Annotated in this window: 24 protein-coding genes, 1 tRNA gene, 1 pseudogene and 1 riboswitch; of the genes and pseudogenes, 13 read left to right on the top strand and 13 right to left on the bottom strand. The window is 70.0% G+C overall.

The annotated features are described in order from the left end of the window. Positions 1–24 precede the first annotated feature (24 nt). Both QP089_RS07070 and QP089_RS07065 read left to right on the top strand, forming a co-directional pair. Positions 25–171 carry a hypothetical protein gene (locus QP089_RS07070; protein ID WP_285910533.1) on the top strand — a complete coding sequence of 49 codons (147 nt, stop codon included), beginning with the start codon at positions 25–27 and terminating at the stop codon, positions 169–171. Positions 172–356: 185 nt separating this feature from the next. Beyond that, a complete protein-coding gene (locus tag QP089_RS07065; protein WP_285910532.1) occupies positions 357–584 on the top strand; it encodes a hypothetical protein in 228 nt (75 codons plus the stop codon). 182 nt (positions 585–766) lie between these two features. Here QP089_RS07065 and QP089_RS07060 read toward each other — a convergent pair whose 3' ends face one another. The 3 genes from QP089_RS07060 to QP089_RS07050 all read right to left on the bottom strand — a co-directional run bounded on the left by QP089_RS07060 (position 767) and on the right by QP089_RS07050 (position 2,993). Next, complete coding sequence (locus QP089_RS07060) at positions 767–1,231, bottom strand: DUF6623 family protein (protein ID WP_285910531.1); 465 nt, start codon at positions 1,229–1,231, stop codon at positions 767–769. A 437-nt stretch (positions 1,232–1,668) separates the two neighbouring features. Further along, complete coding sequence (locus QP089_RS07055) at positions 1,669–2,127, bottom strand: MazG-like family protein (protein WP_285910530.1); 459 nt, start codon at positions 2,125–2,127, stop codon at positions 1,669–1,671. Between the two features lie 206 nt (positions 2,128–2,333). After that, positions 2,334–2,993, bottom strand: coding sequence for a TetR/AcrR family transcriptional regulator (locus tag QP089_RS07050; protein WP_285910529.1), 660 nt, complete (start codon positions 2,991–2,993; stop codon positions 2,334–2,336). A 12-nt stretch (positions 2,994–3,005) separates the two neighbouring features. Here QP089_RS07050 and QP089_RS07045 point away from each other — a divergent pair, with 12 nt between their 5' ends. Then, positions 3,006–6,566, top strand: coding sequence for a hypothetical protein (locus QP089_RS07045; protein ID WP_285910527.1), 3,561 nt, complete (start codon positions 3,006–3,008; stop codon positions 6,564–6,566). Between the two features lie 704 nt (positions 6,567–7,270). Here the strand turns inward: QP089_RS07045 and QP089_RS07040 are convergent. Together QP089_RS07040 and QP089_RS07035 are read right to left on the bottom strand one after the other, a co-directional pair. Next, the gene (locus QP089_RS07040; RefSeq protein WP_446474013.1) at positions 7,271–7,906 is read right to left on the bottom strand and encodes a transposase; all 636 of its coding nucleotides are present in this window, start codon (positions 7,904–7,906) and stop codon (positions 7,271–7,273) included. Between the two features lie 138 nt (positions 7,907–8,044). Continuing rightward, complete coding sequence (locus QP089_RS07035; RefSeq protein ID WP_285910526.1) at positions 8,045–8,395, bottom strand: winged helix-turn-helix transcriptional regulator; 351 nt, start codon at positions 8,393–8,395, stop codon at positions 8,045–8,047. 119 nt (positions 8,396–8,514) lie between these two features. Here QP089_RS07035 and QP089_RS07030 point away from each other — a divergent pair, with 119 nt between their 5' ends. Both QP089_RS07030 and QP089_RS07025 read left to right on the top strand, forming a co-directional pair. After that, the gene (locus tag QP089_RS07030; protein WP_285910525.1) at positions 8,515–9,321 is read left to right on the top strand and encodes an MBL fold metallo-hydrolase; all 807 of its coding nucleotides are present in this window, start codon (positions 8,515–8,517) and stop codon (positions 9,319–9,321) included. Then, entirely contained in the window at positions 9,321–10,319 is a 999-nt protein-coding gene (locus tag QP089_RS07025) for a quinone oxidoreductase family protein (RefSeq protein ID WP_285910524.1), read from the top strand. The genes QP089_RS07030 and QP089_RS07025 overlap by 1 nt, the downstream gene beginning before the upstream one ends. Before the next feature lie 135 nt (positions 10,320–10,454). On the opposite strand, the gene QP089_RS07020 is transcribed toward QP089_RS07025, so the two are convergent. Further along, positions 10,455–11,378, bottom strand: a complete 924-nt coding sequence (locus QP089_RS07020; RefSeq protein ID WP_285910523.1) for an SDR family NAD(P)-dependent oxidoreductase — start codon at positions 11,376–11,378, stop codon at positions 10,455–10,457. Between the two features lie 29 nt (positions 11,379–11,407). Between QP089_RS07020 and QP089_RS07015 the strand changes: the two are divergent. Together QP089_RS07015 and QP089_RS07010 are read left to right on the top strand one after the other, a co-directional pair. Further along, a pseudogene (locus QP089_RS07015) lies at positions 11,408–11,611 on the top strand (IS5/IS1182 family transposase); the annotation flags it as partial. Between the two features lie 50 nt (positions 11,612–11,661). Continuing rightward, the gene (locus tag QP089_RS07010; protein ID WP_285910522.1) at positions 11,662–12,129 is read left to right on the top strand and encodes a hypothetical protein; all 468 of its coding nucleotides are present in this window, start codon (positions 11,662–11,664) and stop codon (positions 12,127–12,129) included. A 220-nt stretch (positions 12,130–12,349) separates the two neighbouring features. On the opposite strand, the gene QP089_RS07005 is transcribed toward QP089_RS07010, so the two are convergent. The 3 genes from QP089_RS07005 to QP089_RS06995 are packed head-to-tail and all read right to left on the bottom strand — an operon-like array spanning position 12,350 to position 14,420. After that, positions 12,350–13,420: an alpha/beta fold hydrolase gene (locus QP089_RS07005; RefSeq protein WP_285910521.1), complete on the bottom strand. Its 1,071-nt coding sequence runs from the start codon at positions 13,418–13,420 to the stop codon at positions 12,350–12,352. Further along, positions 13,396–13,542, bottom strand: coding sequence for a hypothetical protein (locus QP089_RS07000; protein ID WP_285910520.1), 147 nt, complete (start codon positions 13,540–13,542; stop codon positions 13,396–13,398). The genes QP089_RS07005 and QP089_RS07000 overlap by 25 nt, the downstream gene beginning before the upstream one ends. Continuing rightward, positions 13,539–14,420: a haloalkane dehalogenase gene (locus tag QP089_RS06995; protein WP_285910519.1), complete on the bottom strand. Its 882-nt coding sequence runs from the start codon at positions 14,418–14,420 to the stop codon at positions 13,539–13,541. Before QP089_RS06995 ends, QP089_RS07000 begins: the two co-directional genes overlap by 4 nt. A gap of 75 nt (positions 14,421–14,495) precedes the next feature. Here QP089_RS06995 and QP089_RS06990 point away from each other — a divergent pair, with 75 nt between their 5' ends. Further along, a complete protein-coding gene (locus QP089_RS06990) occupies positions 14,496–14,993 on the top strand; it encodes a MarR family winged helix-turn-helix transcriptional regulator (protein ID WP_285910518.1) in 498 nt (165 codons plus the stop codon). 180 nt (positions 14,994–15,173) lie between these two features. Here QP089_RS06990 and rraA read toward each other — a convergent pair whose 3' ends face one another. The 4 genes from rraA to QP089_RS06970 all read right to left on the bottom strand — a co-directional run bounded on the left by rraA (position 15,174) and on the right by QP089_RS06970 (position 17,743). Then, complete coding sequence (rraA, locus tag QP089_RS06985; RefSeq protein ID WP_285910516.1) at positions 15,174–15,632, bottom strand: ribonuclease E activity regulator RraA; 459 nt, start codon at positions 15,630–15,632, stop codon at positions 15,174–15,176. A gap of 20 nt (positions 15,633–15,652) precedes the next feature. Continuing rightward, positions 15,653–16,825 (bottom strand): MFS transporter, encoded by a 1,173-nt coding sequence (locus QP089_RS06980; protein ID WP_285910515.1) that lies wholly within the window; start codon positions 16,823–16,825, stop codon positions 15,653–15,655. A 10-nt stretch (positions 16,826–16,835) separates the two neighbouring features. Next, positions 16,836–17,384: a GntR family transcriptional regulator gene (locus QP089_RS06975; RefSeq protein ID WP_353070556.1), complete on the bottom strand. Its 549-nt coding sequence runs from the start codon at positions 17,382–17,384 to the stop codon at positions 16,836–16,838. Between the two features lie 285 nt (positions 17,385–17,669). Continuing rightward, positions 17,670–17,743, bottom strand: a tRNA-Pro gene (locus QP089_RS06970). A gap of 69 nt (positions 17,744–17,812) precedes the next feature. Here QP089_RS06970 and QP089_RS06965 point away from each other — a divergent pair. The 5 genes from QP089_RS06965 to QP089_RS06945 all read left to right on the top strand — a co-directional run bounded on the left by QP089_RS06965 (position 17,813) and on the right by QP089_RS06945 (position 26,413). Next, a complete protein-coding gene (locus tag QP089_RS06965) occupies positions 17,813–18,529 on the top strand; it encodes a serine hydrolase family protein (RefSeq protein WP_285910514.1) in 717 nt (238 codons plus the stop codon). Positions 18,530–18,664: 135 nt separating this feature from the next. Further along, entirely contained in the window at positions 18,665–20,557 is a 1,893-nt protein-coding gene (locus tag QP089_RS06960; RefSeq protein ID WP_285910513.1) for a SpoIIE family protein phosphatase, read from the top strand. A 482-nt stretch (positions 20,558–21,039) separates the two neighbouring features. Beyond that, a riboswitch (cyclic di-AMP (ydaO/yuaA leader) is annotated at positions 21,040–21,195 on the top strand. Between the two features lie 12 nt (positions 21,196–21,207). Beyond that, positions 21,208–22,041 (top strand): CHAP domain-containing protein, encoded by an 834-nt coding sequence (locus QP089_RS06955; protein ID WP_285910512.1) that lies wholly within the window; start codon positions 21,208–21,210, stop codon positions 22,039–22,041. 201 nt (positions 22,042–22,242) lie between these two features. Next, positions 22,243–25,131 carry a bifunctional glycosyltransferase/CDP-glycerol:glycerophosphate glycerophosphotransferase gene (locus tag QP089_RS06950; RefSeq protein WP_285910511.1) on the top strand — a complete coding sequence of 963 codons (2,889 nt, stop codon included), beginning with the start codon at positions 22,243–22,245 and terminating at the stop codon, positions 25,129–25,131. Next, on the top strand, positions 25,109–26,413 hold the full coding sequence (locus QP089_RS06945; RefSeq protein ID WP_285910510.1) for a glycosyltransferase: 1,305 nt from the start codon (positions 25,109–25,111) through the stop codon (positions 26,411–26,413). Before QP089_RS06950 ends, QP089_RS06945 begins: the two co-directional genes overlap by 23 nt. The last annotated feature ends 21 nt before the right edge of the window (positions 26,414–26,434 follow it).

The following is a 26,434-nucleotide window of genomic DNA, read 5'->3' as shown; positions in this document are numbered from 1 at the left end:
GGCCGGCCCTGGCAGGCCGGCCAGGTGACGACCCTGGTCCAATGGGGCCGCGCCGGACGGCCCATCGACCGTGACACCTGGTGGACCGGCTACGACATCGACGGCGCGCACATCCTGCCCGCGGCCGGCGTCGAGGTCATCGAAGTGCTCGACGAAAACCCGCCCACCTGACCCCGCCCCCCGGCTTCCTACGGGCCGTGCGCTGGCTGCCGATCGGGAGGCCCGATCCTCTTTAAGGCATCATGTCCACGGCCCTCCGGAACATCGCCCCTTTCCCGGAGGGCCGACTCAACGCTGCTGGTGAACATGCGCACGCCCCTGGCCCTCGGCGCGGCGCTGGCCGCCGTCGGCGCGCTGTGGACGGCACCGACCGCACCGGCGTCCGCCGCCACCCCCGTCACCAACGCCAGCACCGCCGTCGCTGCGCCCCGCCCGAGATCACCACCGACCAGGGCGACTACAGCGACGGCAAGGTCAAACCGATCGACGACGGCACCGGCATCATCGGGGTCGCCGTGGACCTAGACGCACCGACGGAGTACTGCGAGGGCGGCTACTACGACGGCGCACTCATCAAGCCGTAGCCCGTACCCGACCCGCTCGACCCGCACGGTCCTTCCCGTCGTCCCCCACGAGAGGCCCGATCATGGCGATCATTGGTAAGACCTCGCCCCGAGGCGTAGCCCTGACCGCGGCCCTGGCCGCCGCCGCGCTGTGCACGGCACCCGACACAGCGGCGTCGCCACCACGACACCAATGCCAGGATTTAAGGGTGTTCCCAATCGGCCCCGAATCCCGCGAAATTAAATTCCGCCGAAAATGTTTGTGCATCGATTAGCATCGAAATGCCTAGTCCAAAATAGATCGTAAGATCGTTCGGCCAAATAGTATTACCCGAGCTCAGTGCAAGCTTGTCGCCACAAATGGTTACCGAATGATCTTCCACTCGCTTGGCATTATCAAATACGTGCACCTTGCGGATGCAGCTGCTGACGTCCGATTTTCCGAGGATCATGATCTTCCTCACCTTTGGGCGAGAGTCTCGAATAAATACCGGCGTGGGCATGGGAACGTGAAACCATTGCTGAGTCCCTCTCTGGAGTCTTACGTACGCACCAAAACCGCGATACGCGATCTCCTCGAGGAGGTGGGGCGTTTCGGGAACGACTGCATTACCGTGGGTCCATAGCGCCGTAAGTGCCATCATTTCTCCATCGAAATGCGCGATCACCAAGACCGGTGTGCGCGTTTTGGTCGCGATGCGGGAAGCACTTTCCTAGTGAACCGGACCTAAACGCGCCAATCCGGATAGTTCAGTTTCTTGGTCAACAGGTGAACCCTTTCTGAATAATCCAGGAGGGAGGGGATGCGTTCGGTGAGGTGACAGCGCGGGAAGATCACACCGTCGTCCCGGCGGCCCCACCAGCGGTGCTGCCGGCCATGATGACCGCAGCGGGCGCAGATCTGTTCGGGCATATCGGTCGGTGCGGCAACCGCGCCGCACCGGCTACAAGCTGGTCTCCGAGGAACCGGAGACCACACGTGCACCCGATCCTCGGCGCAGCTCCGCAAGGACTGGATCGGGCAGGCCATCATCGACCAGGACGCCGACCGCCGGACCGCCATCCGCTCGGCAGGGCCGCTCGGGCAGGGCGCCGAGGGCGGCCTTTAGCAAGTCGCATCGGGCGGCGATGGCCATGCGGGAGCTCGTTTCAAGGCGCTGGCGGTGTCAGCACCGGCAGGTGGAGCGGCGACATCACGGGTAGAGACGACCGCGAGCCGTCTGACCAAGTGCGCTTCGGCCTGGCCGGCGCCGCCCGCCAGGTCGAACATGGCCACTGCGGCGGTCAGCATGACGTCGGCGAGTTCGTCCAGGACGTCAATCCGGGTCTTGTGGACGCCTTTGCAGGGGTTGCCCCCTGTCATTCCGATGTAGGCTTCGGCGACTTCGCCGACCTCTTCGGCGACCTTCAGCACCAGAGTCTGGGTCGGTACTTCAGCCAGGTAGCCGGAGCGGATCCGGGCGGTCTCGGCCCAGAAACCACGGCACGGTTCGGCCGGTTCAGTGGTCGTCACGGCGTCGAGACCAGGTGTCAGAGGGGCACCCGTCTTGGCTTTATCGAACATTTGATCGAGTCATATTGGCTGATGCCGGGGGCCTGGCGAGGTGATCTTTCACCCGCCAGGCGGGCGGCGAACGCGCCGCGCCGTACGTGCGCGCGGTCGGTGCGGGCAGCGTAATCCAGCGCCCAGCGAGCGATCACGTGCCCGTTGCTGGGCGGTGGATGTGAGCCGTGCGACCGGTCCCTTGCCGAGACGATGGTGGGTGAGAACTAACCGGGCTCGGTGGCGTTTTCTGAGCCGAGCAGTCCGTCGGTGATGGTGGTGGTGAGCCAGTGTTGGTACCGGTCCCAGCTCCATCCGCGGTCGGCGACCAGCCGGTGGGCGAGTTCGGGTGCGGTGAGAGCCCAGATCACGTCGGCCGCGGTGTCGGGTTCCATGCCCTCGCGCAGTCCGAAGTGCTCGGCGAGGTGGCGTGCGAGGGTGCGAGTGCCGATGGCGCGTTCGCCCTCGATGGTGTCGGTGAAAGCCCGCAGTTCGGCGTCTCCGGTGGCGGCCTGTGCGAGAGCCATGGTGAGCAGGGACATCACGCGCTCATTCAGAAGGCGGGCGATCGCGGCGTAATGGGTCAGGCATTCACGGCCGGTGGGTGCCTCGATCATGGCGCGGAAGAGCGGGCGCTGGGCCATCGGCACCGGTTCGTCGTCGCCGGCAAGGACGGTGTCGTAGACGGCCTTGAGCACGGCGCTCTTGCCGCCGACCACGTTGTAGACGGTCTGGACGCTTACCCCGGCGGCCTTGGCGATCCCGGCCAGGGTGGTGCCCAGGTAGCCGTGGTCGGTGAACTGGCGGGCGGCGGCATCCAGGACGCGGCGGCGGGTGAGGGCGGCCTGTTCGGCGCGCAACGTGGTGGAGTAGCGGCGCTTGTCCATCGGCGACTCCGGTTGATATTCGATGGAATCAGATTCAAGCTAATTGTATCGAGTTCCATCCAGCGACGCTCCCTCGGGGGGATCATGGGACAGATCGGATACTCATCGGGCTTCGCACAGCAGACCAGCTTCGGCCCGACCCACAACTGGGAGCTCTTCCTCCCCGCGCTCGACGGGGGCTTCGTGGGCTTCTACCGGGACCCTGACGGCTGGCACGGCCCATACGCCTGCACTCCACCCGGCAGCCCGAAGATCCTGACCTTGGCCTGGATCGAGGGCGACTACCACCTGCAGGACAACGGTGACCAGGCGGACTTCGAGCTGATCGCCGTCCAGGAGGACGGCAAGCTGCAGCACTGGTGGCGGGAGAACGCCGGGGCGCTGGCGTGGCATCAGGGTCCTCAGTTGCCGATGGACAAGCCCGCGGTGGGCGTGACGCTGGGACGCGGACACCACCACGACAAGACGTTCCCGGACGGTCAGCCGTACCACGAGACCATGTACGTGTACGCGCCGCGCGCCGGCGATGGCATCGAGCTCATCAAAACCTCGATGTACGGCGAGGGCCCGCCGGACTGGACAACCATCGGAACCAGCGACATGGTCGGGGGCGCCTACGGCCACACCTCAGGGGTCGGCTGGGCACTGGGGACCGTGTGGTCGGGGAACGTCAATTGGGACGACAGCAGCGAGCGGGGCTACCCGATCCTGGCCGGTGTGTCCGGCGACGGGAAGATCTGGACCGCCGAGCGGTACGTCGACACCAACGGCTACGAGCACCTCGAGGACCAGTCCGTCGCACCTACCGGGGCGCGCGGCCGTCCGGCCATCGTGCAGTCCGACCGCGCCTACGACAGCGGCTGGCTCGGCCGCGGGAGCACCGGAAACCGCCACCAGGGCAACTACGAACTCCTCGCACCGAGCGTCACCGGCGGATTCGTGCACTACTGGCGCCCGAACGGCGACGGCGAGGAGCCCATCGACCATTGGCGCCCGGCCGGCACCGTCGGGGTCCTGCTGTACGACGAGCTGTCGGTGTTCCAGGCGCAGGACCAGGAAAGACGCTCCGGCGACGACACTGCACCCCTGGAACTGTTCGCCTGGGTCCGCGGTGAGACCTGGGTGCACCACTTCATCCAGTGGAACCTGCCGAACGGCGTCTTCGTGTGGGAAGGTCCGTTCAAGGTCGGTCCCAAGCCGATCGCGGCAGGCCTGCAACCGGGGACCCCGGTCGGCATGGTCCGCCCCAACGAACTCACGGCCCTGGTGGCCGGCGCCGACGGTTCGGTGCAGGCGATCAACACCACCGCCAGCGGCTGGACCGCGCTGGACGAGATCCTCCCAGCCGGCACCGCCAAGCCCGGTACGCCCATAGCGGTCAGCGGCTGGGAATACATGGCACCGGGCGGCATCGTCTACCGCGAGGCCGTCGCCGCGCTCGCGGGCCATGACGGCTCGGTGCTGGCGCTGCGGATGGCGACGACCGGCGAGTGGGGCGAGTTCCAGCAGGTCGCTCCGCCCGGCACCGTGCTGCCGGGTTCTGCAGTGGCGCTGTCCCAGGTCCCCACGCCCGGGTTCGGGGCGGAGCAGATCATCGCCTACGCCACGGCGGAGGGCGCCCTTCAGAGCATCCTCCTGACCGGAAGGTTCGGCGGCTGGAGCGCGCCGGTGCTGATCGCGCCCAAGGGCACCGTTGCGGCCGACGGCGCGATCAAACTGGTCAAGCGCTACCAGAACCCGCCGCCCCCCAACTCCGGCGACGGCCTGCCCCCGCCGCCGGACGGCTCGGCGGACCGGCTCGACCTGGTGTACGTCGGCGCGAACGGCGCGGTGTACGACATGGTGCTGTCCAAGCAGGCCATGAACGCCTGGGAGCTGCCCGCCCTGGTGGCGCCGCCCGGCAGCGTCCCGGCCGGTGGCGACCTCTGCCTGGTGTTGCAAGCCAATCCGCAGCGGCCTCAACCTGATCGGCTGCTGGTCGCGTTCGCCTCAGCCGACGGGGCGGTGCAGGTCTACAGCAACGAGGTCGGCGATGCGACGTTCACCGGCCCGGCGCCGGCGACGCCCCCGGGGACCGTACCCGCCGGGGCCGTGCTAGCCGGTTTCACCCGACCATTCACGCGCGATGCGACCGTGCTGTGGATCGCGGCGGACGGCGCGATCCAGACCGTGACCAGGTCCGGAGAGGAGCCCTGGACGACGCCGGTCGCCCTTACGCCGCCCGGAAGCGCCGTACCTGCCGGTCATTTCGACGTCTGCAAGGCCATGGGACAGAACTTCAACGGCGATGTCATGTTCGTCGCCCCGGACTGGTCGCTCAAGCACTGCCAGATCCCGTCGCCGATCACGGTGCAGCAACCGGCCGTGGCCGCGAGCCCGTTCCCGGCCACGCCAGACCACACGGCGGCAGTGGTGAAACACACTGCGACGCTGCTGGAGAACCGGGTCAGTGGCGAGGCCGCGATCCGCGCGTTCGAGAGCGACGGAGTCGCGCGACAGCTGGTGGCCGCCAACCCCACCTATCAACAGAACCGGGGCGAGTGGCTGCTCTACCCGATCCAGGCCGCCATGACCGCGGGGGGACGTCAAGCCGACGCCATCGTCGCCTGCCAGCAGGCCTTCACGGTCTTCACCGACCTCGCCCAGCAGAACCCTGCGAACGACTCTTACCGCTACAACCAGGTCAGAGCACTGGTGAGCCTGACGGATTGCTACCGGGACAACGGCGACCTCGCGCTCGCAGCCGACAGCGCCGACCAAGCCATCACCGCTGCACGCGCACTGGCCGCGGCGACACCCGCGTATCAGCAGGCTGCCGCAGAATGGCTGGTCTGGCCGCTGCAGGCGGCCCTGGCAGCCGCAAGGCGCCTGCCCGAGGCCATCAGCGCATGCCAGGAGGCGATCGACGTCGCGGCGGGACTACTCAAGAGCGATCCGACGAACAGCGTCTACGCCTACGACCACGCCGCGCCGCTGGTCAGCCTCGTCGAACGCTACCTGGACCACGGTGACACCCAGCTGGCCGTCGACACCGCCGTCCAGGCCGCGGACGCCGCCCGAGCCATGGCGACCGCTGATCCGGCACGCCGGCAGTCATTCGGTGAGTGGCTGCTGTGGCCCATCCAGTCCGCCTACAGCACCGCCGGCCGACTGCCCGGCGCGATCAGCGCATGTCAGGAAGCCGCGAACTTGTTCGAGCAGCTGACCGCGCAGGACGCCGCCAACCTCAGCTACCGCCTCGACCGGGCCAACGCGCTGGTCACCCTCACCGCCCGCTACTCGGACCACCACGACCACGCCCAAGCCGCGGACACCGCCGCCCAAGCGCTCGAGGCCGGCCACGCACTCACCACCGCCGACACCGCGTACCAGCCGTTCCTCGGCGACTGGCTCATCACGACCATCGCCCCCGCGCTGGACGGCGGAGGACACCACGACCAGGCCGTCACCGGTGCCACCGAAGCCGTACAGATCTTTCAGCTACTCGACGAAGGCCAACCAGGACAGTACGGCGCCAACCTTGCCGCAGCGCAGGCACTGCTCGCCAAGTTGAACGCCGAGCCCGCCAACTGAGCGGTCGCAGCGGATCCGGACGGCCGCCTCGAAAACACTGCGGGCGTCCGGATCCACCTCACCCCCGACTCACCTCCGACGCGGCGTTCGTTATTCCAGCCCCCGTCGCCGACGTCACACAGATCCTGGGCGCGGCATCGCCACAAGCTCAGATCTCAATAGCTCCTGCTGGCCGGTCGGCCGTCCTTTTCCCACCGGCCACATCCTGCACGTCAACCACCGAACATCCGACCAGCACCACACCACACCACACCAGAACCGCACTGACCGGACCGGCGACAAGCTAACAGGAACTCCACCCCCAAGGTGGGGGAGAGGCGCTGGTGGAGATCCATCGAAGCCTGGACTGGAAGGGTGCTTCGAGGCACCGTGCGGCCCCCCATCACCCACGCCACGGCCAGCGCGGCTAGTTGAGGGGTAACCAACACGACGTCGGATCGCAGTCTTGCCTCCATCGGCGCGGCCTTCACTGCCCGGCTGCTCTCGCATTTCCGCCCGGGTCTCTGCGGCTTCGGCGGCGCCGACCAGACCGTTCGCCACCGCCTCGGCGACGACGGGGGATGGACACGTACTCACCGCCGCCGCGGGCTCGCCCTGGACGCGGCCGCCCGCGAGTGGCTGCGCTCGGACGACACCGCCGACCGACCTCCGTCGCTCACTTGCCTTTCGTTCGCGAGACCAGACGCTAAGAGGTCGTGACAGAGTCAGCGGACGAGGCGTCGCCAGCAGATGATGGCTGCGGCGAGGGTCATGAAGGCTTCGTGGATGTCGTCGCGTATCTCCCAGCGGATGCGTAAGCGGCGGAACCAGTGCAGCAGCCCGATGGTGCGCTCGACGACGTAGCGGTGGACGCCGAGCCCAGACCCGTGCGGGGCGCCGCGTCGGGCGATGACCGGCTTGATGCCCTTGGCCCAGACCAGCCGCCGGTACTTGTCGTGGTCGTAGCCACGGTCGGCCAGCAGCCGCCCGGGTCTTCGACGAGGCCGGCCGACCCGGCCCCGGACCGGTGGCACCGCCGCCAGCAGCGGCATCAACTGGGTGACGTGGGAGCTGTCGACCACCGCCCTGGACCAGTCCAACTGCCCGGCGGCATGCAGTTCCTCCAGCAGAAGACGGTGCAGCCGCTCCCACACGCCGGCCTGGTGCCACTCGGCCAGCCGTCGCCAGCACTTCATCCCCGACCCGAACCCCAGCTCCTGGGGCAGGAACTCCCACCGGATCCCGGTGTGCAGCACGAACAAGATCCCGCACAACACCATGCGGTAGTCCCACCGCTTGCGTCCGGCGTGGCGCTTACAGCGCTCCACCTTCGGCAGCAGCGGCTCGATCCGCTCCCACAGACTGTCGGACACGATCCACGGGGATTGCTCGCCCTTATGCGCCCGCCCACACCACGCCCGACCATCACTACATGTCGCGCCACATGCACGTTTTGTTATGACTTCTTAGTCCGGCGGATGAAACTGAGGCTGATGGTGTCAGGGCTCGGCCGGAAGTTCGATCCACTCCAGCGCCCACTGATTGAGGTCGAGCAGGACCCGGCCGAGCGCGGCGCCCTTCTCGGTCAGCCGGTAGTCGATCCGCACCGGAGTGGTGGGGTGCACGCTGCGCTCGATGAGCCCGTCGGCCTCGAGGTCCTTCAACCGCTGCGACAGCAGCTTGTGAGTCATGTCCGGGACGGCCGCCGCGATGTCGCTGAACCGGCTGGCGCCGCCGAGCAGCGCACGCAGCACGGTCGCGGCCCAACGGCGGCCGATCATGTCCATCGCCGCGGCGTAGTACGGGCAGTACGGCCGCAGGTGTTCGACGTCCAGTCGGCGATGTGACATGATCCACTCCCTCAGCCTTCTATCTTTAAGATACCTTCCATCTCAAAGATACAAGAAGATCCCGTAAGGAGCAGGCTATGCCCGAGTCGAGTACGGCGGCGCTGTCGTACGAGGTGTTCGTGTCCGAGCCGATTCCCACCACCGGCACGCTGCCGACCGGGGCGCGGCAGCAGTGGTCGCCGATCTCGACCACCCTCATCTCCGGCGATGCCGACGCGGTCCTGGTCGACCCGCCGTTCACGGTCGAGCAGACCCGCCGGGTCGGTGACTGGGTCGAACGCTCCGGCAAGCGGCTGACCCTCATCTACATCACCCACGGCCACGGCGATCACTGGTTCGGCGCGTCACTGCTGGCCGAACGCTTTGCCGGGGTGCCGGTTCACGCCACCGAGGGCACCATCCGGCTCATGCGCCAGTCGGCGACCGGGCGGCGAAAGGCGTTCTGGGACAACCTGTTTCCCGGACAGCTCCCCGACGTCCAGGTTTCCGCGCAGGTGCTCCCGGCCGACGGCCTCACCCTGGAGGGGCACCCGCTGCATGTGATCGAAGTCGGGCACAGCGACTGCGACGATTCCACGGTGCTGCACGTGCCGGCGCTCGGAGTGGTCGTCGCCGGTGACGTCGCCTACAACAACGTGCACCAGTATCTCGCCGACGGCGGGCTCGACGGCGGCATCGATGCCTGGCTCCGCGCCATCGACACGGTGCGCGCCCTGCGGCCGGCCGCCGTGGTCGCCGGCCACAAGGACCTCAGCCGCACCGACCATCCACGCATCCTCGACGAGACCGCCGAATACCTGCGCACCGCCCGCCGGGTGCTCACCGAAAAGCCCACAGCGCAGACGTTCTTCGACGAGATGACTCACCGCTACCCGGACCGGCTCAACCCCGGCACCGTCTGGCTCAACGCGCAAAGGCTGGCCTGATGCGCGCCGTACGCTTCCACGAGTTCGGCGGGCCAGACACCCTGCAGATCGACCAGCTGCCACAGCCGCGACCGGACGCCGACAGCGTGGTGATCCGAATCTCCCGCGCCAGCGTCAGCCCGCTCGACGACAAGGTCCGCACAGGTGTCCTGCCTGCGTCGATGCACCAACCGCTGCCGCTGGTGCCTGGAGCCGGCGCCGTGGGCCGCGTGGCAGATCCCGGCACGTCCGGCCATGCGCCCGGCGCGCGCGTCCTGCTATGCGGCTGGGGCTACGGCACAACACGCGACGGCACCTGGCGGGAACTGGCGGCCGTCCCGCCAAGCCACCTCGTCCCCATTCCCGACGATGTCAGCGACGACGACGCCGCCGGCCTGGTAGCCGGAGCGGGGTATCTGACCGCCTGGCTGGCACTGACCAAGACCGCCCGAATGCGGCCGGGGCAGGTCGTCCTCGCACCCGGGATCTACGGCGCGGTCGCCTACGCCGCCGCTCAGGTGGCTCCGCTCCTCGGCGCCTCACAGGTCATCTCCACCGCCCGCGGCGCCGACCGCCTCGCCGCCGTCCCGCCCATCGGCGACCTCGCGGTCATCGACCTCGAGCACGAAACGCTGAGCGCCGGAGTCGCACGGTTGACCGACGGCGCGGGAGTGGACGTCGTCCTCGACGGCCTCGGCGGTGACCTCACCGGCCCGGCACTCGGCACGCTCCGGCGCGGGGGAGTCCTGGTCAGCATCGGCTACACCGCCGGAACAAAGGCCGCCATCGACGTCACCGACCTCATCTGGAAGACCACGCGGCTGGAGGGCTTCCTGTTCACCGCTTTCACCCAGCAGGAACTCGCCGACACCTACCGCACCCTGCTGGAGCATCTCGCCGCCCGCACCATCCAGCCCGCAATAGACCGGATCTATCCGCTGGAACAAGCCGCCGAGGCCCAGAGACGCGTCATCGACGATCGTCCTCTCGGCAGGGTGCTCCTCGATGCCCAAACCTGAGCCCACCTCATCAGCGAAACCGGTAGCAGCATGGTTCGCCGCTCTACAGAGCGCTCGCCGCCCCATCGCACGCAGCCGACGCCCGAGCCGCCGGCGGCCGCTCACCGGGCCCGCCGAGCCGGTTCAAGCGGCTGATCAGTGAGCATGAGTCGCATCTGTTCTTCTCGCCGACTCGCGACGAGCTGAAGTGGGCGGCCGCGACGGCGGACGGCGAAGGGACAGCAGGCACCCGGTCAGCGCGGTGGCGAGTCCGGCCAGCCCGGCCGCCGCGAAACCGCCCGCTGGCACGGAGACGTCGATCGCCATCCCGACGATCGGGGACCCAAGCGCGTAACCCGCACTCTGCGCCGAGGATTGCAGACCTGTCGCCTCACCCCGCACGCTGGGCGGCGCCAGTCGGCTCACCGCGTCGGCCACCGCTGAAAGGGTCGGCGAGGTGAGCAACCCGGTGCCGACAACGGCCACGCACAACCAGGGCCAGTCGTGGGCAAGCCCCGCGGGAATCGTCACGAGCCCGAGCAAGCCGAGCAGCGACCATGTGGGCAGCGACCGGGACAGCGCACCGTAGAAGATGTCAGAGCCGATTTGGATGACGCGACCGCCTCCACCGGCCTTCATCCCAGGCATGACGGCCTGCAACAGCAACGTTGGGCTCTTGACGAAGAATCGTAGCTGGTCCAGATGAGCCTCCCAGGTCAGATCCTCCACCGCGACCGCTGGCTGCGGGCCGGTCGCATTGACCACAAGGACGGTGATCGCGCCGAGCCGGTCCGTCACCTGCGCGACCAGGTCGGTCACGGCGGCCTCCTCGGTGACATCGGCGGCGAACGCCTCAGCGCGGCCGCCCGCGGCGCGGATGTCCTCGGCCACCCGGCGGGCTTGATCGTCACCGACACCCTCGGGCTGCTGCCGGCGGTGCTGGTCACCGCGGCCAGCGTGCCGGATGGGCACCGCCGGCATGCAGCTGCTGACCGGCGTGGCCGCGACACAACCGACGATCATCAAGGCGTGCGCCGACACCGGGCCGACACCGCCTACCGCCCCAAGGTCATCGACCACGCCGCCACCCTGGGCATCGACCTGCAGCCCGTCCGCCGCGACCCCGCCACCAAGGATTCGTGCCACTACCGCGGCGCTGGGTGGTGGAGCGCACGTTCGGCTGGCTGATGTTGCACCGCCGCCTGGCACGCGACTACGACACCTCGCCGGCCCGATCCGAAGCCATGGTCCACGTCGCAATGATCGACCTGATGAGCCGCCGTCTCACCGGCGAGGCCACTGTCACCTGGTGAGACACTTGACACCACAGATACAGGACGGAACTCCCTCTTACCCCACGCCCTTGTCGCGTGAGGTCCTCCTTGCGTACTCGTCGCGGGTGGAGAGCGGAATAGCCATCGCTCATCACGCCTTGCTGGTAGGCATGCGCATCTTTCGCACCTACGCGCGCGTCTATGCCTCCGACCTGGATGCGGTACTCGCACCGCTCAGCACCATTGCCGATGAGCCGATCACAAGTCGCTTCACGATGCCGAATGGCCTGGAGTTGGCCGCCGTCGGCCAGGTTCTGGTAGTAGCGGGGGATGAACGGTCACTCGAGCCATACCTGGCGACGGCAGCGACACTGATCGTGGACGACCTCGATGAGTGCCAGGTACGTCTCCGCCGGACGGGAGCACAGATCGTGCGGGGCCCGCAGGCCGTTCCCACCGGGAGGAACCTGACCGCCAAGATGCCTGGTGGTGTGCAGCTCGAATATGTCGAGTGGGACGAGGCGCAGTGGGAACGTGCCGGAGGCCGACCCGCCTAAGGTCTCGCCGTCCCCGGAGTATGTCGCCGCCGTCCGGAGAGCTCCCTCCGGTTTCAGGTTGCACGCCGAGCGCGGCGAAGTCGTCTTCGGTCGGCCGTGCGGTGAGCGGTGCGCCGAGGCCACGGGCGCCTTCGATAACCCAGCGGGCCTGCGGCCAGGCGCGTGCGAATCGCTGCAGTTGCCGGTGGTGGCTGTCTTGAGGCACTCTCTCAGGGGCCGATCATTGCCGCGGCCGTCTCTGCGCGGACGGTGCTCGGGTTCCGAGGGCGCGGTCGGTCCAAGTGATGATGCTGTGGTAGGCCAGACCGACGTTGCGGTGCAGGTTGATCGCGTGACCGGCGTGCGGGATGACGACGGCGTCCACGCGGGCATGCGGGTAGAAGGGTTGCTCGGCCGCGGCGAGGGTCGCCGCCGAGGAGCAGTCGGTGGCGTCGGGTGCGCATGCAAGTCTGTCGTCGGCTCCGTCGGCGATGAGGATCGGAACCGTGATCTGCCGGGTCACGCCCGGTGCGTCGGCGTCGCCGATGGTCATGAGCTCCCCGAGGGTGTTGGTCTCCTTCGTCGCGATGTCGCGCGCGATGACGCGCGGATCGGCGTCGGTCACGTTGTACATGAACTCGGGACGTTGGACGTCCTGGACCGTCACGTAGCCGTTGTCGCCGACCGGTACCTCAGCGGCCAGGCGCGGTACCTGGTCGACGGGCTGGCCGAGTTGCGCCAAAAGCTGCTCGGTCGTCGGCGAGATGGTGTGCGCGCTGCCGGTCAGGACGAGCGCGTTCACATCGCGGTAGACCGCGGCTTCCAGTTTGGCGATTTCCGAGCCGTAGGAGTGGCCGACGAGCATCACGGATCCGAAGCGACGACCGGCGATCGCGCCGCCACGTAGCGCGGACACCACCTGGTGGACCGTGTTCGCGTTGGACTCCAGGGTCACATCGGCGCTGGCCGGGTGCGAACTGCGTCCGATGCCGATGCGGTCGAAGTCGAACGTCGCGTAGCCGGCCGAGTTCGCGTGGCGGACGTAGGAATAGTGACCGGGCCGAAATGGGAAGTCCCAGTACACGTGGCTGTAGTTCAGACCGGATATCAGCACCTGTACCGTGTCGGCCGGCCGGTCGGCGGGGGTGCACAGCCGACCCCAGATCTGGTGCTGGGCTGCTTGGCCCTGGGTGAGCGAGACAGGGACGCTGATCTCCCGGCACTGCGTGGAAGGCTCGGTTGCGCCGGCGATGACCGGACTGGCGGCCAGCAGACCGGCCGCGGTGGCTACGCGCAGGATGCGGTGGAGCACGATGTTTCCTCCTCGATGGCGCGGATCCGCACCTGGTCACCGGCCGGGCGGGGGTCGGGCATCTCCTCCAGCCGGAGTTCCTCCGGGCCACCGAACGCATGCTGTCGGATCGCGCGCATCACGCTCGGCCCTCCTCGCCGGAAAGCAGGTCGTGCTTGTCCAGCCAGGCGACGAGCGAGGAGGCGATGGCCTCGGGCTGGTCCTCGGGGGTGTGATGGCCGGCGGGTCCGTGCGTCTCGATCTCCAGAGCGGACATGTGCGCCGCGCACCAGTCGATGATCTGCGCGCTCATCATCGTGCTCTCGCCGGGTTCGAAGGCGAGCAGGAGCTTGGGCACGTCCGCACTGTCGGCCAGCCACTGGTCGTAGGCGTCGATTCTCGCGACGACGTCGGCGGGCTCGCCGTCCAGCGGCATCGACCGCGGCCATTGCAGCAGCGGCACCCTGCTCCGCCGGTTGGGGTAGGGCCGGGCATAGACCGCGAGGTCCTCCTCGCTCAGACCGGGGATGGTACGCGGCAGCGCCTGCTCGATGAAGGCGTTCTCCTCCAGCACCATCGCCTCGCCGACCCCGGGCGTCCGCATCGATTCGAACAGCGGGCGGGCGCCGGCGGGGAACTCGTCCCAGGACATCGGTTTCACGATCGTCTCGGTGAACGCGATGCCGGCCACCCGTCCGGGATGGCGGGCGGCCCAGTCGAAGGCGAGCGCGCCGCCCCAGTCATGGCCGACCAGCACGACCCGGTCGAGTTCGAGAGCGTCGAACCAGGCGTCGAGGTACCGCGCGTGGTCGTCGAAGCTGTAGGCGATGCCGGGCTTGCCGGACTCGCCCATGCCGATCAGGTCGGGTGCCAGGCACCGGCCGGCCGCCCCGACGGCAGGCAGGATGTGCCGCCACAGATGCGACGACGTGGGGTTGCCGTGCAGGAAGACCGTCGGGGTCGGCCCTGTGCCGGCCTCCCGGTAGAAGATCGTCGAGTCCAGAGCATGTGCGGTGGGCATGGCGGGGCTCCCCAGGGAAATGACATACTAGACAGGTACCTGACCAACTTAAAAAGTAGACAGGAGCCTGTCAATATGCAGAGGGACCTCTCTTCAAGGCGGTTGCGGCTGTCGCTGCTCCTGCGTCTGCTCCACCGCGAGTACACCGTCGGCATCGAGGCGGCTCTGGCCGAGGCGGGCTTCGGTGACATCCGGTCCGGGGACGCGAAGGTCTTCCCGTTCGTCCCGCCGGAGGGAATCGCAGTCCGCGACCTGGCCGTTCGCGCCGGCGTGCGCAAACAGACCATGGCGCAGTCGGTCGACCAGCTCGAGCGGGCCGGCTACCTGGAACGCCGCCCCAATCCGCGCGACGGCCGGTCCCGGCTGATCATGCTCACCGAGCGGGGAAGCGCGGTCCAGCCGGTGGCGGCCGGAGCAGGGGACCGGATCGAACAGCGGTGGGTCGAACTGACCAGTCCGGAGGACTTCGAAGCTCTCCACTCCCTGCTGCGCCACTTGCTTAACCGCATCGGCGAAGCAGACCCCGACGCCGCCGATCGCCTGACCTCGATTGACGAGAGCCGACTCGACTGACGCGAGATGGAGGCGAGCCGCCTGCAATCGGCTTATCCCCGACGGCCACACCCCCTGCGCGACGCTGATCTGTGCGGCGCGGATCAGCGCGGCGCAGATGTGGCCAGTGCCTATCTCCGAGAGGCGAAGGGCGCGTTTAGGGGATCGACGTCACATTTCGGTTGTACAGGGTTCTGGATGTCATGGTCGGCTGACCAGGATGCCGTCGTCGTCGCTGTAGAGCGTGGCGCCGGGGTGGAAGGTGACGCCGCCGAAGGTGACGGAAACGTCGCCGTTCTTGGTGCTCTTTCTGGGGTTGCTTCCCAGCGCCTTGATGCCGAGGTCGATCGTGTCGAGGACGGCGGTGTCACGTACGGCGCCGTTGATGATGACGCCGGCCCAGCCGTTTCCGGCGGCGAGTGTGGCGATCATGTCGCCCATCAGGGCGGCATCGAGGGAGCCGCCGCCGTCGACGACCAGGACGCGTTCGGTGCCGGGCTCGCCGAGCACGCTTTTGAGAATGACGTTGTCCTCGTGGCAGCGGACGGTGGTGACGGTGCCTTGGAATGCGGTTCGGGCACCGTATTGCCGGAACTGGAGACTGCACGATGCCAGGTCGTCCCCGTATTGGTCATAGAGGTCCGCGGTGGGGGTGTGCATCGTGGTGCTCCTCGGTGGGGTCAGGATGAGGCGGAGTCGATGGGAAGGTTGCGAGCGGAGAAGGCGGCCCAGCCGAGCGTGAGGCCGGTGGCGTAGAGCACGCCGGCGGCACCCAGGCCCGCTGCCAGCAGACCCGCCGCGCTGGGCAGGACGATCTGGCCCGTCCGGTTGCCGACCAGACGGAGAGACATGGCACGGCCGCGCAGTCCGGGAGGTGCGGCCTCGGCGAGCCAGGACATGGTCAGCGGTTGACCGACGCCGAGCCCGAGACCGGCGAGGACCAGGAGCGTGACCAGCGTCCACAGCGGCAGGTCGACCGGCATTAAGGCGATGGCGGCGCCGGCGCCGAGGGTGCTGGTGACCAGGAGGCGTCGTCTCCCCATGCGGGCCGCGAGGCGTCCGAGGAGGAAGCGGGAGATCATCGACGCGGAGCCGCGGACGGTCAGCAGGAGCCCGACCGTGCCGGACGTCAGGTCGCGTTCCGTGCCGAGGGCGGGCAGGTAGGCCAGGGTGATGTCGACCGCGGACAGGACGATGCAGCTGGTGGTCAGGGCACGGAGCAGTCCTGGCAGCCGCAGCAGCCCGGTGACGCCTTCGACGTGCCGGGCCGCGGCGGGGCCGGGCCGTGACCCGGCCGGCAGCGCCGCCGACAGAGCGACCAGCAGGGCCGCTCCCGCCAGGGAGGACGCGAAGATCAAGCCGGTGTGGGGGATCCTGCTGCCGCCGCCGAAGAGCAGGATCAGGGCGGGGCCGACGGCTTGGCCGAGCGACGCGGCGAAGGTGTAGCGGCCGAAGGCGGTGTCGTAGGCGGCGCGGCTGGAGGCGTTGGCGACCAAGGCCTGCTGGCCGACGACGCAGCCGAGATGCCCGATGCCCAGCAGCACGCTGCCGCACAGCAGACCGGCGACGTGCCCGCCCAGCGCTACGAACGCCAGGCTCGAGGCGGTCATGCACAGCGCCCCGAACACCATGACCCGCCGCTCGCCGACGCGGTCGACGAGGTGTCCGGCGGGGAGCGCGAGAAGCAGCGGCGCGAAGGCGAAGCTGGCCGCCAGCGCGCCGAGCCCGGCCGAGGGGACACCGAGTTCGAGCGCCCGGTAGGACATGGTGGGCCGCAGCACGAAGGTGATCAGCTGGGTGACCACCGAATGCGCGAGCAGGATCCAGGTCAGGCGGGCGGGCGGGGAGACCATCGGCCGGTCGTCAGGCCGGGGCGCCGGGGGTCTCGTCGGACGGCTTGCGCAGCCGCCACGCGGCCTGGGCGCCGAGGCTGGTGTCGATGTGGCCGCGCATCACCGCGGCCGCGCCCTCGACGTCCCCGGCGACGAGGCAGTCGAGCAGCTGCTGGTGCTCGGCCGCCTTCTTGTCGCGTGCCGCCTGCCCCCTGTCGACCTTCAGCGCCAGCATGCGGTACCGGTCGGCCTTGTCCCAGAGCCCCTCGAGTGTCTCGATGAGCAGGTCGTTGTGGGAGGCCAGATAGATCGCGCGGTGGAAGCGGCGGTGGGCCACCAGCTGGTCGATCGACGGGCTCCCGGGCAGCGGCTCCAAGCCCTCGATGGCGGTGCGCAGCTCGCGGATGTCTTCCTTGGTGCGCCGCTCGGCGGCCAGCGCCGCGGCCAGCGGATCCAGTGACCTGCGGATCTCCAGCAGGTCCCGCGCCTCCTCGGCGGTCAACGGCGTCACACGGGCGTCGCGGTGCGCGTCGAGTTCGACCAGCCCGTCGCTCTTGAGCCGGCGCAGCGCCTCGCGCAACGGCGTGGTGCTGATGCCGGATCATGAGTGACGGCGGGCTGTCCATCGAGGCGATCGCCGATCTGTGCGGGCACTCCTCCCCGGCGGTCACCGGGGAGGTCTACCGGCACCAGCTCCGGCCGGTGATCACCAAGGGCGCGGAGGTCGTCGACGCGGTGTTCGGTCCGAGCAAGTTCGGCGTAGGTCGGGTAGCGGTGGCTCCCCTTTTGGCTCCCCATCGACCTTCAAGATCGAAAAAGGGCTCCGGAGTGATCTCCGAAGCCCCTCTGACCTGGCCTTTCTCTGTCGGGACGGCGGGATTTGAACCCACGACCCCTTGACCCCCAGTCAAGTGCGCTGCCAAACTGCGCTACGTCCCGGTGCCCGTCGCAGCGGGCGTGATTACTCTAGCGCAGTCCGGGGGGTCGTGCGTACCGGGTTGTGGGGCGGTGGACGTGTGGGCCTCGTGGGTGGTCTTTGATCTGGATGCGGGACGGGTGGTCGTGGAGCGGCGGGCCGCGGAGGTGTTCCGGGCGGCTTCGGTGGTGAAGGTTCTGCTGGCGCTCGACTTCCTGAGGGGCCGGGTGGTGGTCGGGCGGGATCGCGGGCTGGTCGAGGCGATGTTGCGGGTGAGTGATGACGCGGCGGCCAGTGAGGTGTGGGAGCGCGGTGGACGGGCCGAGATCGTTGAGCGGATGGTGCGGCGGATCGGGTTGCGGGAGACGGTGCCGCCGCCGGCGGACATGGCTGGGTGGTGGGGTTATACGGGGATCAGTGCCGCGGACGTCGTGCGGGTTTATCGGTATGCGTTGGGGGTGCCGGAGGGGCGGTTCGTGCTGCGGGAGTTGCGGAGGATGGCGCCCAGGGCGGCTGACGGGTTCGATCAGGTCTTCGGGCTACCGCGGGTGGCGGGGGAGTGGGCGGTCAAGCAGGGGTGGTCGGGGTTCGAGGACGTGCCGGACCGGCGGCCCGCGCCGGAGGCGCTGGGGCTCGGGCGGCCCGCGCTGCACACGACGGGGCTGGTGGACGGCAGGATCGTCGCGGTGTTGACGCTGCATCCGGAGGGTACGTCCGCCGAGGCGGCGGCGGGGCGCGTGACGGCGCTGGCGCGGCATGTGATGGGGGTCACAGGGGTGGCCATGGGTTCGTCCCCGGACGGTCAGTGAAAGCGGTCTTATCGGGGCGAAAAGAAAAAGGCGCGTAAAGATCCGGGCTGCTAACGAAGATGGCGGCCAACGGACCTTCGCCGACGTATGTAGCTTTTTTCTCCCAGGGCATGAAACGCCGAATGGGGGACTGGGGTGTCGGAAGCGGACGGCACGTGGGGACCGCCCGGAGTGCACGCGGCGGACCTCGAGGGCCTGCGGGGGGCGGCGCACGACCGAGCGGTCGTCGCCGAGGCGCGGGTGGTGCTGGCCCGGCGGCTGGGAGTGCCCGCCGGCGAGGCGCTGCAGCACCTCATCTGGCTCGCCCGGGACCTGGAGATGGAGTTGCCGGAGGCGGCGGTCATGGTCGTCCAGGGCGGGGGCGTGGGGACGGAGGGCGCGGTGGTGGCCGGGCGGCGGCCGCCCCGCGCGGAGGGCACCGACCAGCGGGGCGTGGTGTCCGAGGCGGAGGACCTGCTGCACCGGCTGGCGGCCGAGGACACCGGCGGGGACGCCGAGCTCGTCGAGGGGCTGCCCGCGGACCCGGTGGCCCGGGCGCTGCTGGACGGGACGCTGGATTCGGTGGCGCACCTGGTGCCGGTGCGGGGCCCGGGCGGGGAGGTTCAGGACTTCCTGTACGTCGAGCTCAACCCGGCCGCGCGCGACCTGTTCGGACGCGGCGCCGAGGAGCTGACCGGCCTGCGGCTGCTGCGGACGGATCCGGGTGCGGCGCTCAGCGGGCTTTTCGAGGAGTACGTGGCGGTGCTGGAGGGCGGGACGACCCTGGACCGCGACTCGATCATGTACTCGACCGTCCAGGGCGGGCTGTCGCGCTCGTCCAGGATGAGCGTGCGGTGCGTCCAGGTGCCGACGGGCGTCTGCATCACCTGGCGGTACCACTCCGGCGAGGACCGCAGCGCGCGGCGGCTGGAGCGGGTGGAGCGGCTCGCGCTGATCGGGTTCGGCGAGTGGGACCTGGTCACCGGGCAGGCGGACTGGACGCCGCAGATGCTGGCCAACTACGGGCTGGGCCCGGACGAGGTGCCGCCCGCGCCGCACGACCTGCCGAAGGTGGTGGCCGACGACGACCTGCCGCTGGTCGAGGAGGCCGTCCAGACGATGTTCTCCCGCCGCGAGCCCGTGGAGGCCGAGCACCGGGTGATCGGCAAGGACGGGGCGCCGCGGCACCTGTGGGTGTTCGCCGAGCCGGTGCTGGACGACTCCGGGCTGCCGGTGTCGATCAACATCGTGTCGCAGGACATCACCCGGCGGCGCGGGGTGGAGCGGGCGCTGGCCGAGACGCGCCGGCAGATGCTCAAGCAGCAGGCGCGCACGGCGCAGGAGCGCAAGGTGGCGGTGACGCTGCGCCGGGCGATCCTGCCCGACGAGGAGGAGGTCGAGGCGCTGCCGGGGCTGCGGGTGGCGATCCGGGCGCTGGCCGCCGAGAGCACGGCGCGGATCGGCGGGGACTGGTTCGCGACCCGCGCGATGCCGGACGGCCGGGCGCTGTTCGCGATCGGGGACGCGGCGGGACACGGGCTGCCGGCCGCGGCGGCCATGGCGCGCAGCCGCAACGGCCTGCTGGGCCTGTCGTGCACGGGGGAGCCCGCAGGGCGGCTGGTGGGCTGGCTGAACGAGCTGGTCGGCAGCATGGACCCCCCGGCGACGGGCACCGCCATCGTGGGCCATTTCCGGCCGGAGGGGCGCGTGATGGAGTGGACGTGCGCCGGGCACCTGCCGCCGATCCTGGTGCGGGACGGGCGGGCCGCGCCGCTGGAGGTCTATCGCGACCCGTTGCTCGGCGCGCTGCCGGAATGGGAGTACACGACGATCTCCACGGAACTGCTGCCGGGAGACCTGATCTTTCTTTATACCGACGGCCTGGTGGAACGCCGCGACGCGGATCTGGACGAGCGGATCGCACGCCTCACCGGCATTCTGCGGGAGTCCTCGGCCGGGCCGGAACTGGCGCTGGACGAGGTGCTCGCGCGGATGGAGCACGACCGGGCGGCCGACGACACCACGATGTTCGCCCTGCACGTGGAGTGATCATCCGCTGGTCGGACCGGCCGGCGACCTGGGGTGATGCAGGCCACATCGGTTCCGGCGCGGCGGGGTTCGTGTGATCTGCGCCGCGCGCCGGGCCGCGTCCGCGCGGGCGCGGGCGCCCGGCGCCATTTGATCATTTTACCTTTCGCGAGGCGTGCGCGGCATTCGCGAAGCCCTTTCCCATAAGGGCTTCCGGTGTCTCCGGCAAAGATCGCGAAGACCGGTCCGACGAGGGCGGCCGGCGACCCCGGGGAAGGGTCCTGAGCAGGCAAAAGATCCTTTTGCGCCTGGTTTGCTTTTCCGCTGAGCGTTGGTACCTTCATTTCCGAATCACGCAGCGCGTTCCATGCGTTGCACGCCGGCCGCTTCCATGCGCGGCCGAGGGTCGCGGAGCGGAATCCGCACGCGACGCGCGCCACCTGTATGCGCGCCCTCCTCGAGATCAGTCGCTGAGACACATCCGAATATCCGGCACCGCGTCGCGCGGTGCGAGGCCGAGTCCGTCCAGGTCCACCCGACCGGACGGAGCCGGGGACCCAAGGTTCCAGGGGTGAATCGGCGCGTCCTTCGGGACCCGCCGTAGGGCTCTTCCATGCCCGAATCCGTCAGCTAACCCGGTAGGCGTCATGGGAGACAAGGAGATTCCCTGCATGACCGGTCGTTTCGATCGTCTAATCGAGAACATCGCCCCCCGACTGAGCGCGCTGCGCCCGACCGGCGCCGCCCCCCGCGCCGCGCTCGCCCGCATGAGCCCCGAGGACCGGGCCGTGGGCGTCGCCGTGGCGGGTGTGATGGCCGGGGCGGTCGGGCTCGCGATCTTCAACCCCCTGACCGGCGACACGGCGTCCGCCGAGACGCCCGCGCAGGCCGCCGCCGTGGCCGGCCGCGCCGGGGCGGCGGCCGTCGGCGAGCGCGTCGGGTCCGAGCACGCGAAGTCCGGGCGCGCCGAGTCCGGGCGGTCGGCCCGCGAGGCGCGGTCCGCCTCCCGCGCGGTCGCCGCGTCCACCGTGATCAAGCTGGCGAAGTCGCAGGTCGGCGTGGAGGAGGGGCGCAACGGGTTCACCAAGTACGCGAACTGGTACGCCTCCACCTCGCACGCCGCGGTGACCGCCCGGCGCGACGGCGGCAGCGTCCACGACTACAAGGGCGCCGAGTGGTGCGACATGTTCGTCTCCTGGCTCAGCGCGCAGACCGGCGTGCGGAACATGGGCTGGGACGCCTACACCGTCCAGCACGCCAGCTGGTTCAAGGACAAGGGCAAGTGGGGCACGAAGGCCCGCCCGGGCGCGGTCGTGTTCTTCGACTGGCAGAACGGGTCCCGCGGCGGGATCGACGACATCGACCACGTCGGCCTCGTCGTCAAGGACAACGGCAACGGAACGATCTCCACGATCGAGGGCAACACGGACAACGCCGTCAAGGAGAAGGTCCGCGACAAGTCCGAGGTCGTCGGCTACGGGTACCCGGACTACGCCAAGTCCTGATCGCCCGCCCCGCTCGGAAAGATCGTTTTTCGACGGGAATGGAGGCGCCCGGCCCCGGCCGGGCGCCTTCGGCGTTCCCTGGTGATCTGCCAGAGCCTGTCGGGTAATGCTAAGCATTGACAGCTTTTGATCACTGTTGGCCCTTGACGCCGCCTTGCTGGAAAGGAATCCCTGCACGCCGGAGAGCGGAAGGGGATGCCCATGCGGGTGCGCCCGGATGTCAGCGTGGTGGTGATCGCCTACAACGACGCGCGGCGGCTGCCGCGGGCGGTCGCCTCGTCGCTGGCGCAGTCGCTGCGCGGCGTCGAGACCGTGATCGTCGACGACGCGAGCACCGACGGCACCGGGGAGGCCGCCGACCGGCTGGCCGCCGCGCACCCCGGCCGGGTCCGGGCGGTGCACCTGCCGGTCAACTCCGGGGGCTGCGGACGGCCGCGCAACGTGGGCGTCGAACGGTCGGACGGCCGGTACGTGATGTTCCTGGACAGCGACGACCTGCTCGACCGGCACGCCTGCCTCAACCTGCTCTCGGCCGCGCAGGAGAGCGACGCGGACCTGGTCTCCGGGCTCTGCCACCGGGTCTTCCTGGACCTGCCCGCAGGCGCCAAGGACCGGATCCGCCCCTGGTACCCGTGGCTGTACCGGCGCAGCGTGGTGTACGGGTCGCTGGAGGAGAACCCCGACCTGCTCTACGACACCCTGTCGACGAACAAGCTCTACCGGCGGGGATTCCTCGAGGAAGGCGCGCTCCGGTTCGTCGAGCGGCTGCACTACGAGGACCTGCTGTTCAGCGCCGAGGCCTACCTGGCCGCCCGGCGCACCGCCCTGATCCCGCACCGCGTCTACAACTGGCTCGTCCGGGACCGGACGGTGATGCCGACGATCTCCAACCGGCGCGACGAGCTGCACAACTTCGCCGACCGGCTGGAGATCCACCGGCGCATCGACATGCTGTTCGAGCTGCGCGGCGCGGACGGGCTGAAGCACGCCAAGGACGTCAAGTTCGTCAACCACGACCTGCTGCTCTACCTGCGCGAGCTGCGCGACCGCGACCCGGTCTACCGGGCCCGGTTCCTGGACCTGGCCGCCGGCTACCTGGCCGGGCTGGACCCGGAGGTGTTCGAGGCGGCGAACCCGCTGCCCGCGATCGCCGCGTACCTGATCAAGGAGGGCGACCAGGCGGGGGCGCTCGCGGCGGCCGAGCACCTCCCGGACCGGGGATCCGAGCTGCACGCCCCGCTGGTGGAGCGGGACGGGCGGATCTTCTGGGGCGCGGGCCGGCCGCGCGGCGACCTCGGCCGCCGCGTCCTGGACGTCACCGACTTCGGCTTCCATCTGCGCCCGCTCGGGGAGCTGCGCCCGGCCGCCGTCGTCACGCGATTCGAGGTGCGGGACGGGCGCGCGCACATGGCCGGACACGTGCTGAACCCGCTGGACCGGATCCCGCCGGGCGCGAAGCTGGCCGCCTCGCTGGAGTTCCGCGACCGGCGCCGGGCGGCCCGCCGGGCACGGGTCCCCGCCGAGATCGTCCACGAGGGCGACCGGCTGGCCTGGCGCGCCCGGTTCGATCCGCGCGCCCGCGTCCGGCCGCTCGGGTTCGTCGACCCGGTGTGGGACGTCCGGCTCCGCGTGAAGGTGGACGGCGAGGAGATGATCGTCCGCCCCGGGCCGCTCGCCGGCCCCGGGGCGCCGGACCTGGCCGGGGTCGGGCTGCCCGTCCGTCCGCTGCTGACGCGCCTCGCCGGGGACACGCTGCGCTCCTACGTCACCGACGGCGGGCACCTGGCGTTCACGCTCGGCACCGAGGACCCGCAGAGGCGGCGCGCCGCCATCGCCGCCGCGCGCGCCGCCGGCAGCCCGCCGGCGCGGCTCGGCTGGCGGCGGGCGCGGCGGCTGGAACGGTCCGTGCGCCGCACGCTGACCTCCGGCCGGACCAAGGCCGCGGTGTTCAACCGGGTGCTGTCCCGGCTGCCGGTCCGCAAGGGCCTGGTGGTGTTCGAGAGCCACCTCGGCCGGCAGTACTCCGACAACCCGAAGTACATCTACCGGGAGCTGCGCCGCTCGGGCCGGCCGGTCGAGGCGGTCTGGTCGTACGCGTCGTCAGCGAAGGGGTTCCCGTCCGACGCGACGCTGGTGAGACGCGGCTCCTGGCGCTACCACCTGGCTCTGGCGCGGGCGCAGTTCTGGATCGACAACCAGGGCTACCCGGAGCGGCTGCGCAAGCGTCCCGAGACGACCTACATCCAGACCTGGCACGGGTCGGCGTACAAGCTGATGGGCGTCGACCAGCCGCAGATCAAGAGCGGCCCCGCGTCCGGCCGGGCCCGGCTCGAGCGGATGGTGGACCGCTTCGACTGCTTCCTCGTCCGCTCCGACCACGACGTGGACACCCTCGCCAAGAGCCTCGGCGTCCGGGCCGAGCTGCTGCCGGCGGGATATCCGCGCAACGACCCGCTGGTCACCGGCGTCGACGGGGACGCCGAGCTGGCCGCCGAGGTCGATGAGCTGCGCCGCTCCCTCGGGCTCGGCGACGGGCGCCGCGCCGTGCTGTACGCGCCGACGTTCAGGACCGGGCCGAAGGGCGGCCCCGTCCGGTTGATGAAGCCGCCCGTGGACCCGGCGCGGTTCGCGCGCGAGCTCGGGGACGAGGTCGTCCTGCTCGTCCGGCCGCACTACCTGTGCCGGGCGAACCTGCCGCCGTCGGCCGCGCGGGTCATGCGCGACGTCGGCGGAGTGCCGGACGTGACGCCGCTGCTGCTGCTCGCCGACGCCCTGGTCACCGACCACTCGTCGATCATGTTCGACTACGCGCTGCTGGACCGGCCGATCGTGCTGCACCTGCCGGAGGACACCGAGCACCCCGCCGGCTACTTCGACCTCGAACTGCACGCGCCCGGCCCGGTCACGCGGACCGAGGACGAGCTGATCGCCGCACTCGCGGACCTGGACGCCTCCGGATCCGCGCACGCCGCGCGGCGCCGCGCGTTCGCCGAGCGGTTCGGCGAGCACGACCGCGGAACCGCCGCCCGCGCCGTGGTCGACCGTTACTTCGAAGAAAGGAGCGCCCATGGTTCCCACCGGGACCGCTGACCGCGCGCCGCGCGATGTCTTCATCGTCTGCAACAACGTCGACGAGATGGGTGGCCTGCAGCGCTGGGCGCACCACATGGCGCAGATGCTGGCCGGACGCGGCGACCGCGTCACCCTCGTCGGCGTCACGCGCGGGACCGTGCAGCACCACCACGGCCGCGACGGCTCCTACACCGTGGAGGTCCTGCACGACACCTGGCGCCCGCCGGTGCTGGAGTGGCGGCCCGGAAGGCTGCGGGACCGGCTGGACATGGCGGCGCGCGGACGCGACGTGTGGCGCGCGGCCGTCCAGCGGCGCGGCGCCGCCCGCCTGACGCGGATGTTCGCCGCGGCACGTCCGGGCGCCGTGGTGATCGTGCCGCAGGTGTGGGCGATGGAGTGGGTCCGGCGGGCGGACACCTCGGGAATGCGGGTCGTCGGCATGAGCCACGAGTCGTACAAGGCGACGCGCAAGTCCTCGCGGTACGAGCGGGTGAAGCGGCACTTCGCGGACGTCGACCGGTTCCTCACGCTGACCTGCGAGGACGCCGACGCGTGGGCCAGGGATGGCATGACCAACGCCGACCACATCCCGAACGCGCTGCACGTCACCCCGGCCGTCTACCCGACGCTCAATCTCCCGGCGGTCGCCTGCGTGGGGCGGCTGTCCTACGAGAAGGGCGTCGACCTGCTGCTGGAGGCGTGGCAGCGGGTGCACGAGCACCATCCGGACTGGCGGCTGCACATCTACGGCGACGGCCCGGACGAGGAGGCGCTGCGCGAGCAGGCGGCGGACGCCGGCCTGTACGGCACGGTCGAGTTCCGGGGCGTGGTCGCTGACGTGGAGGAGGCGCTGGTCGAGGCGTCGGTGTTCGCGCTGCCGTCGCGCGCCGAGGGCGTGCCCATGTCGGTGATGGAGGCGATGGCCTACGGGTTGCCGACGGTGGCGTTCGACTGCGCGCCGGGCGTCCGCCTGCTGCTCGGCGAGCGGGGCGAGGAGACGGGCGGCCTGCTGGTGAAGCCGGGTGACACGGCCGCGTTCGCCCGTGCTCTGGAGCGGCTGATCGAGGACCCGGAGCTGTGCTGCGAACTCGGCGCCGAGGCGCGCGCGTCGGTGCAGCGCTTCCGTCCGGACGCGGTGCTCGCCCGCTGGGACCGGCTGTTCGACCTGCTCCACGGCGACTTCCCCGAGGTGCCTGAGCCCGCCGTGAAGGAGCGGCCCGCCGTGCCCGCGCCCGAGCGCGCGCCCGCGGCCGGGCGGGCGGCCGGGGCGGAACCGGCCCTGGAGGCCGATTCTTTCTAACAACTGTTTGGTAGAGTGCCG

It is taken from the genome of Actinomadura opuntiae (assembly GCF_030283205.1).
GTDB lineage: Bacteria > Actinomycetota > Actinomycetes > Streptosporangiales > Streptosporangiaceae > Spirillospora.
This window is presented reverse-complemented; position numbering and strand designations above follow the sequence as displayed.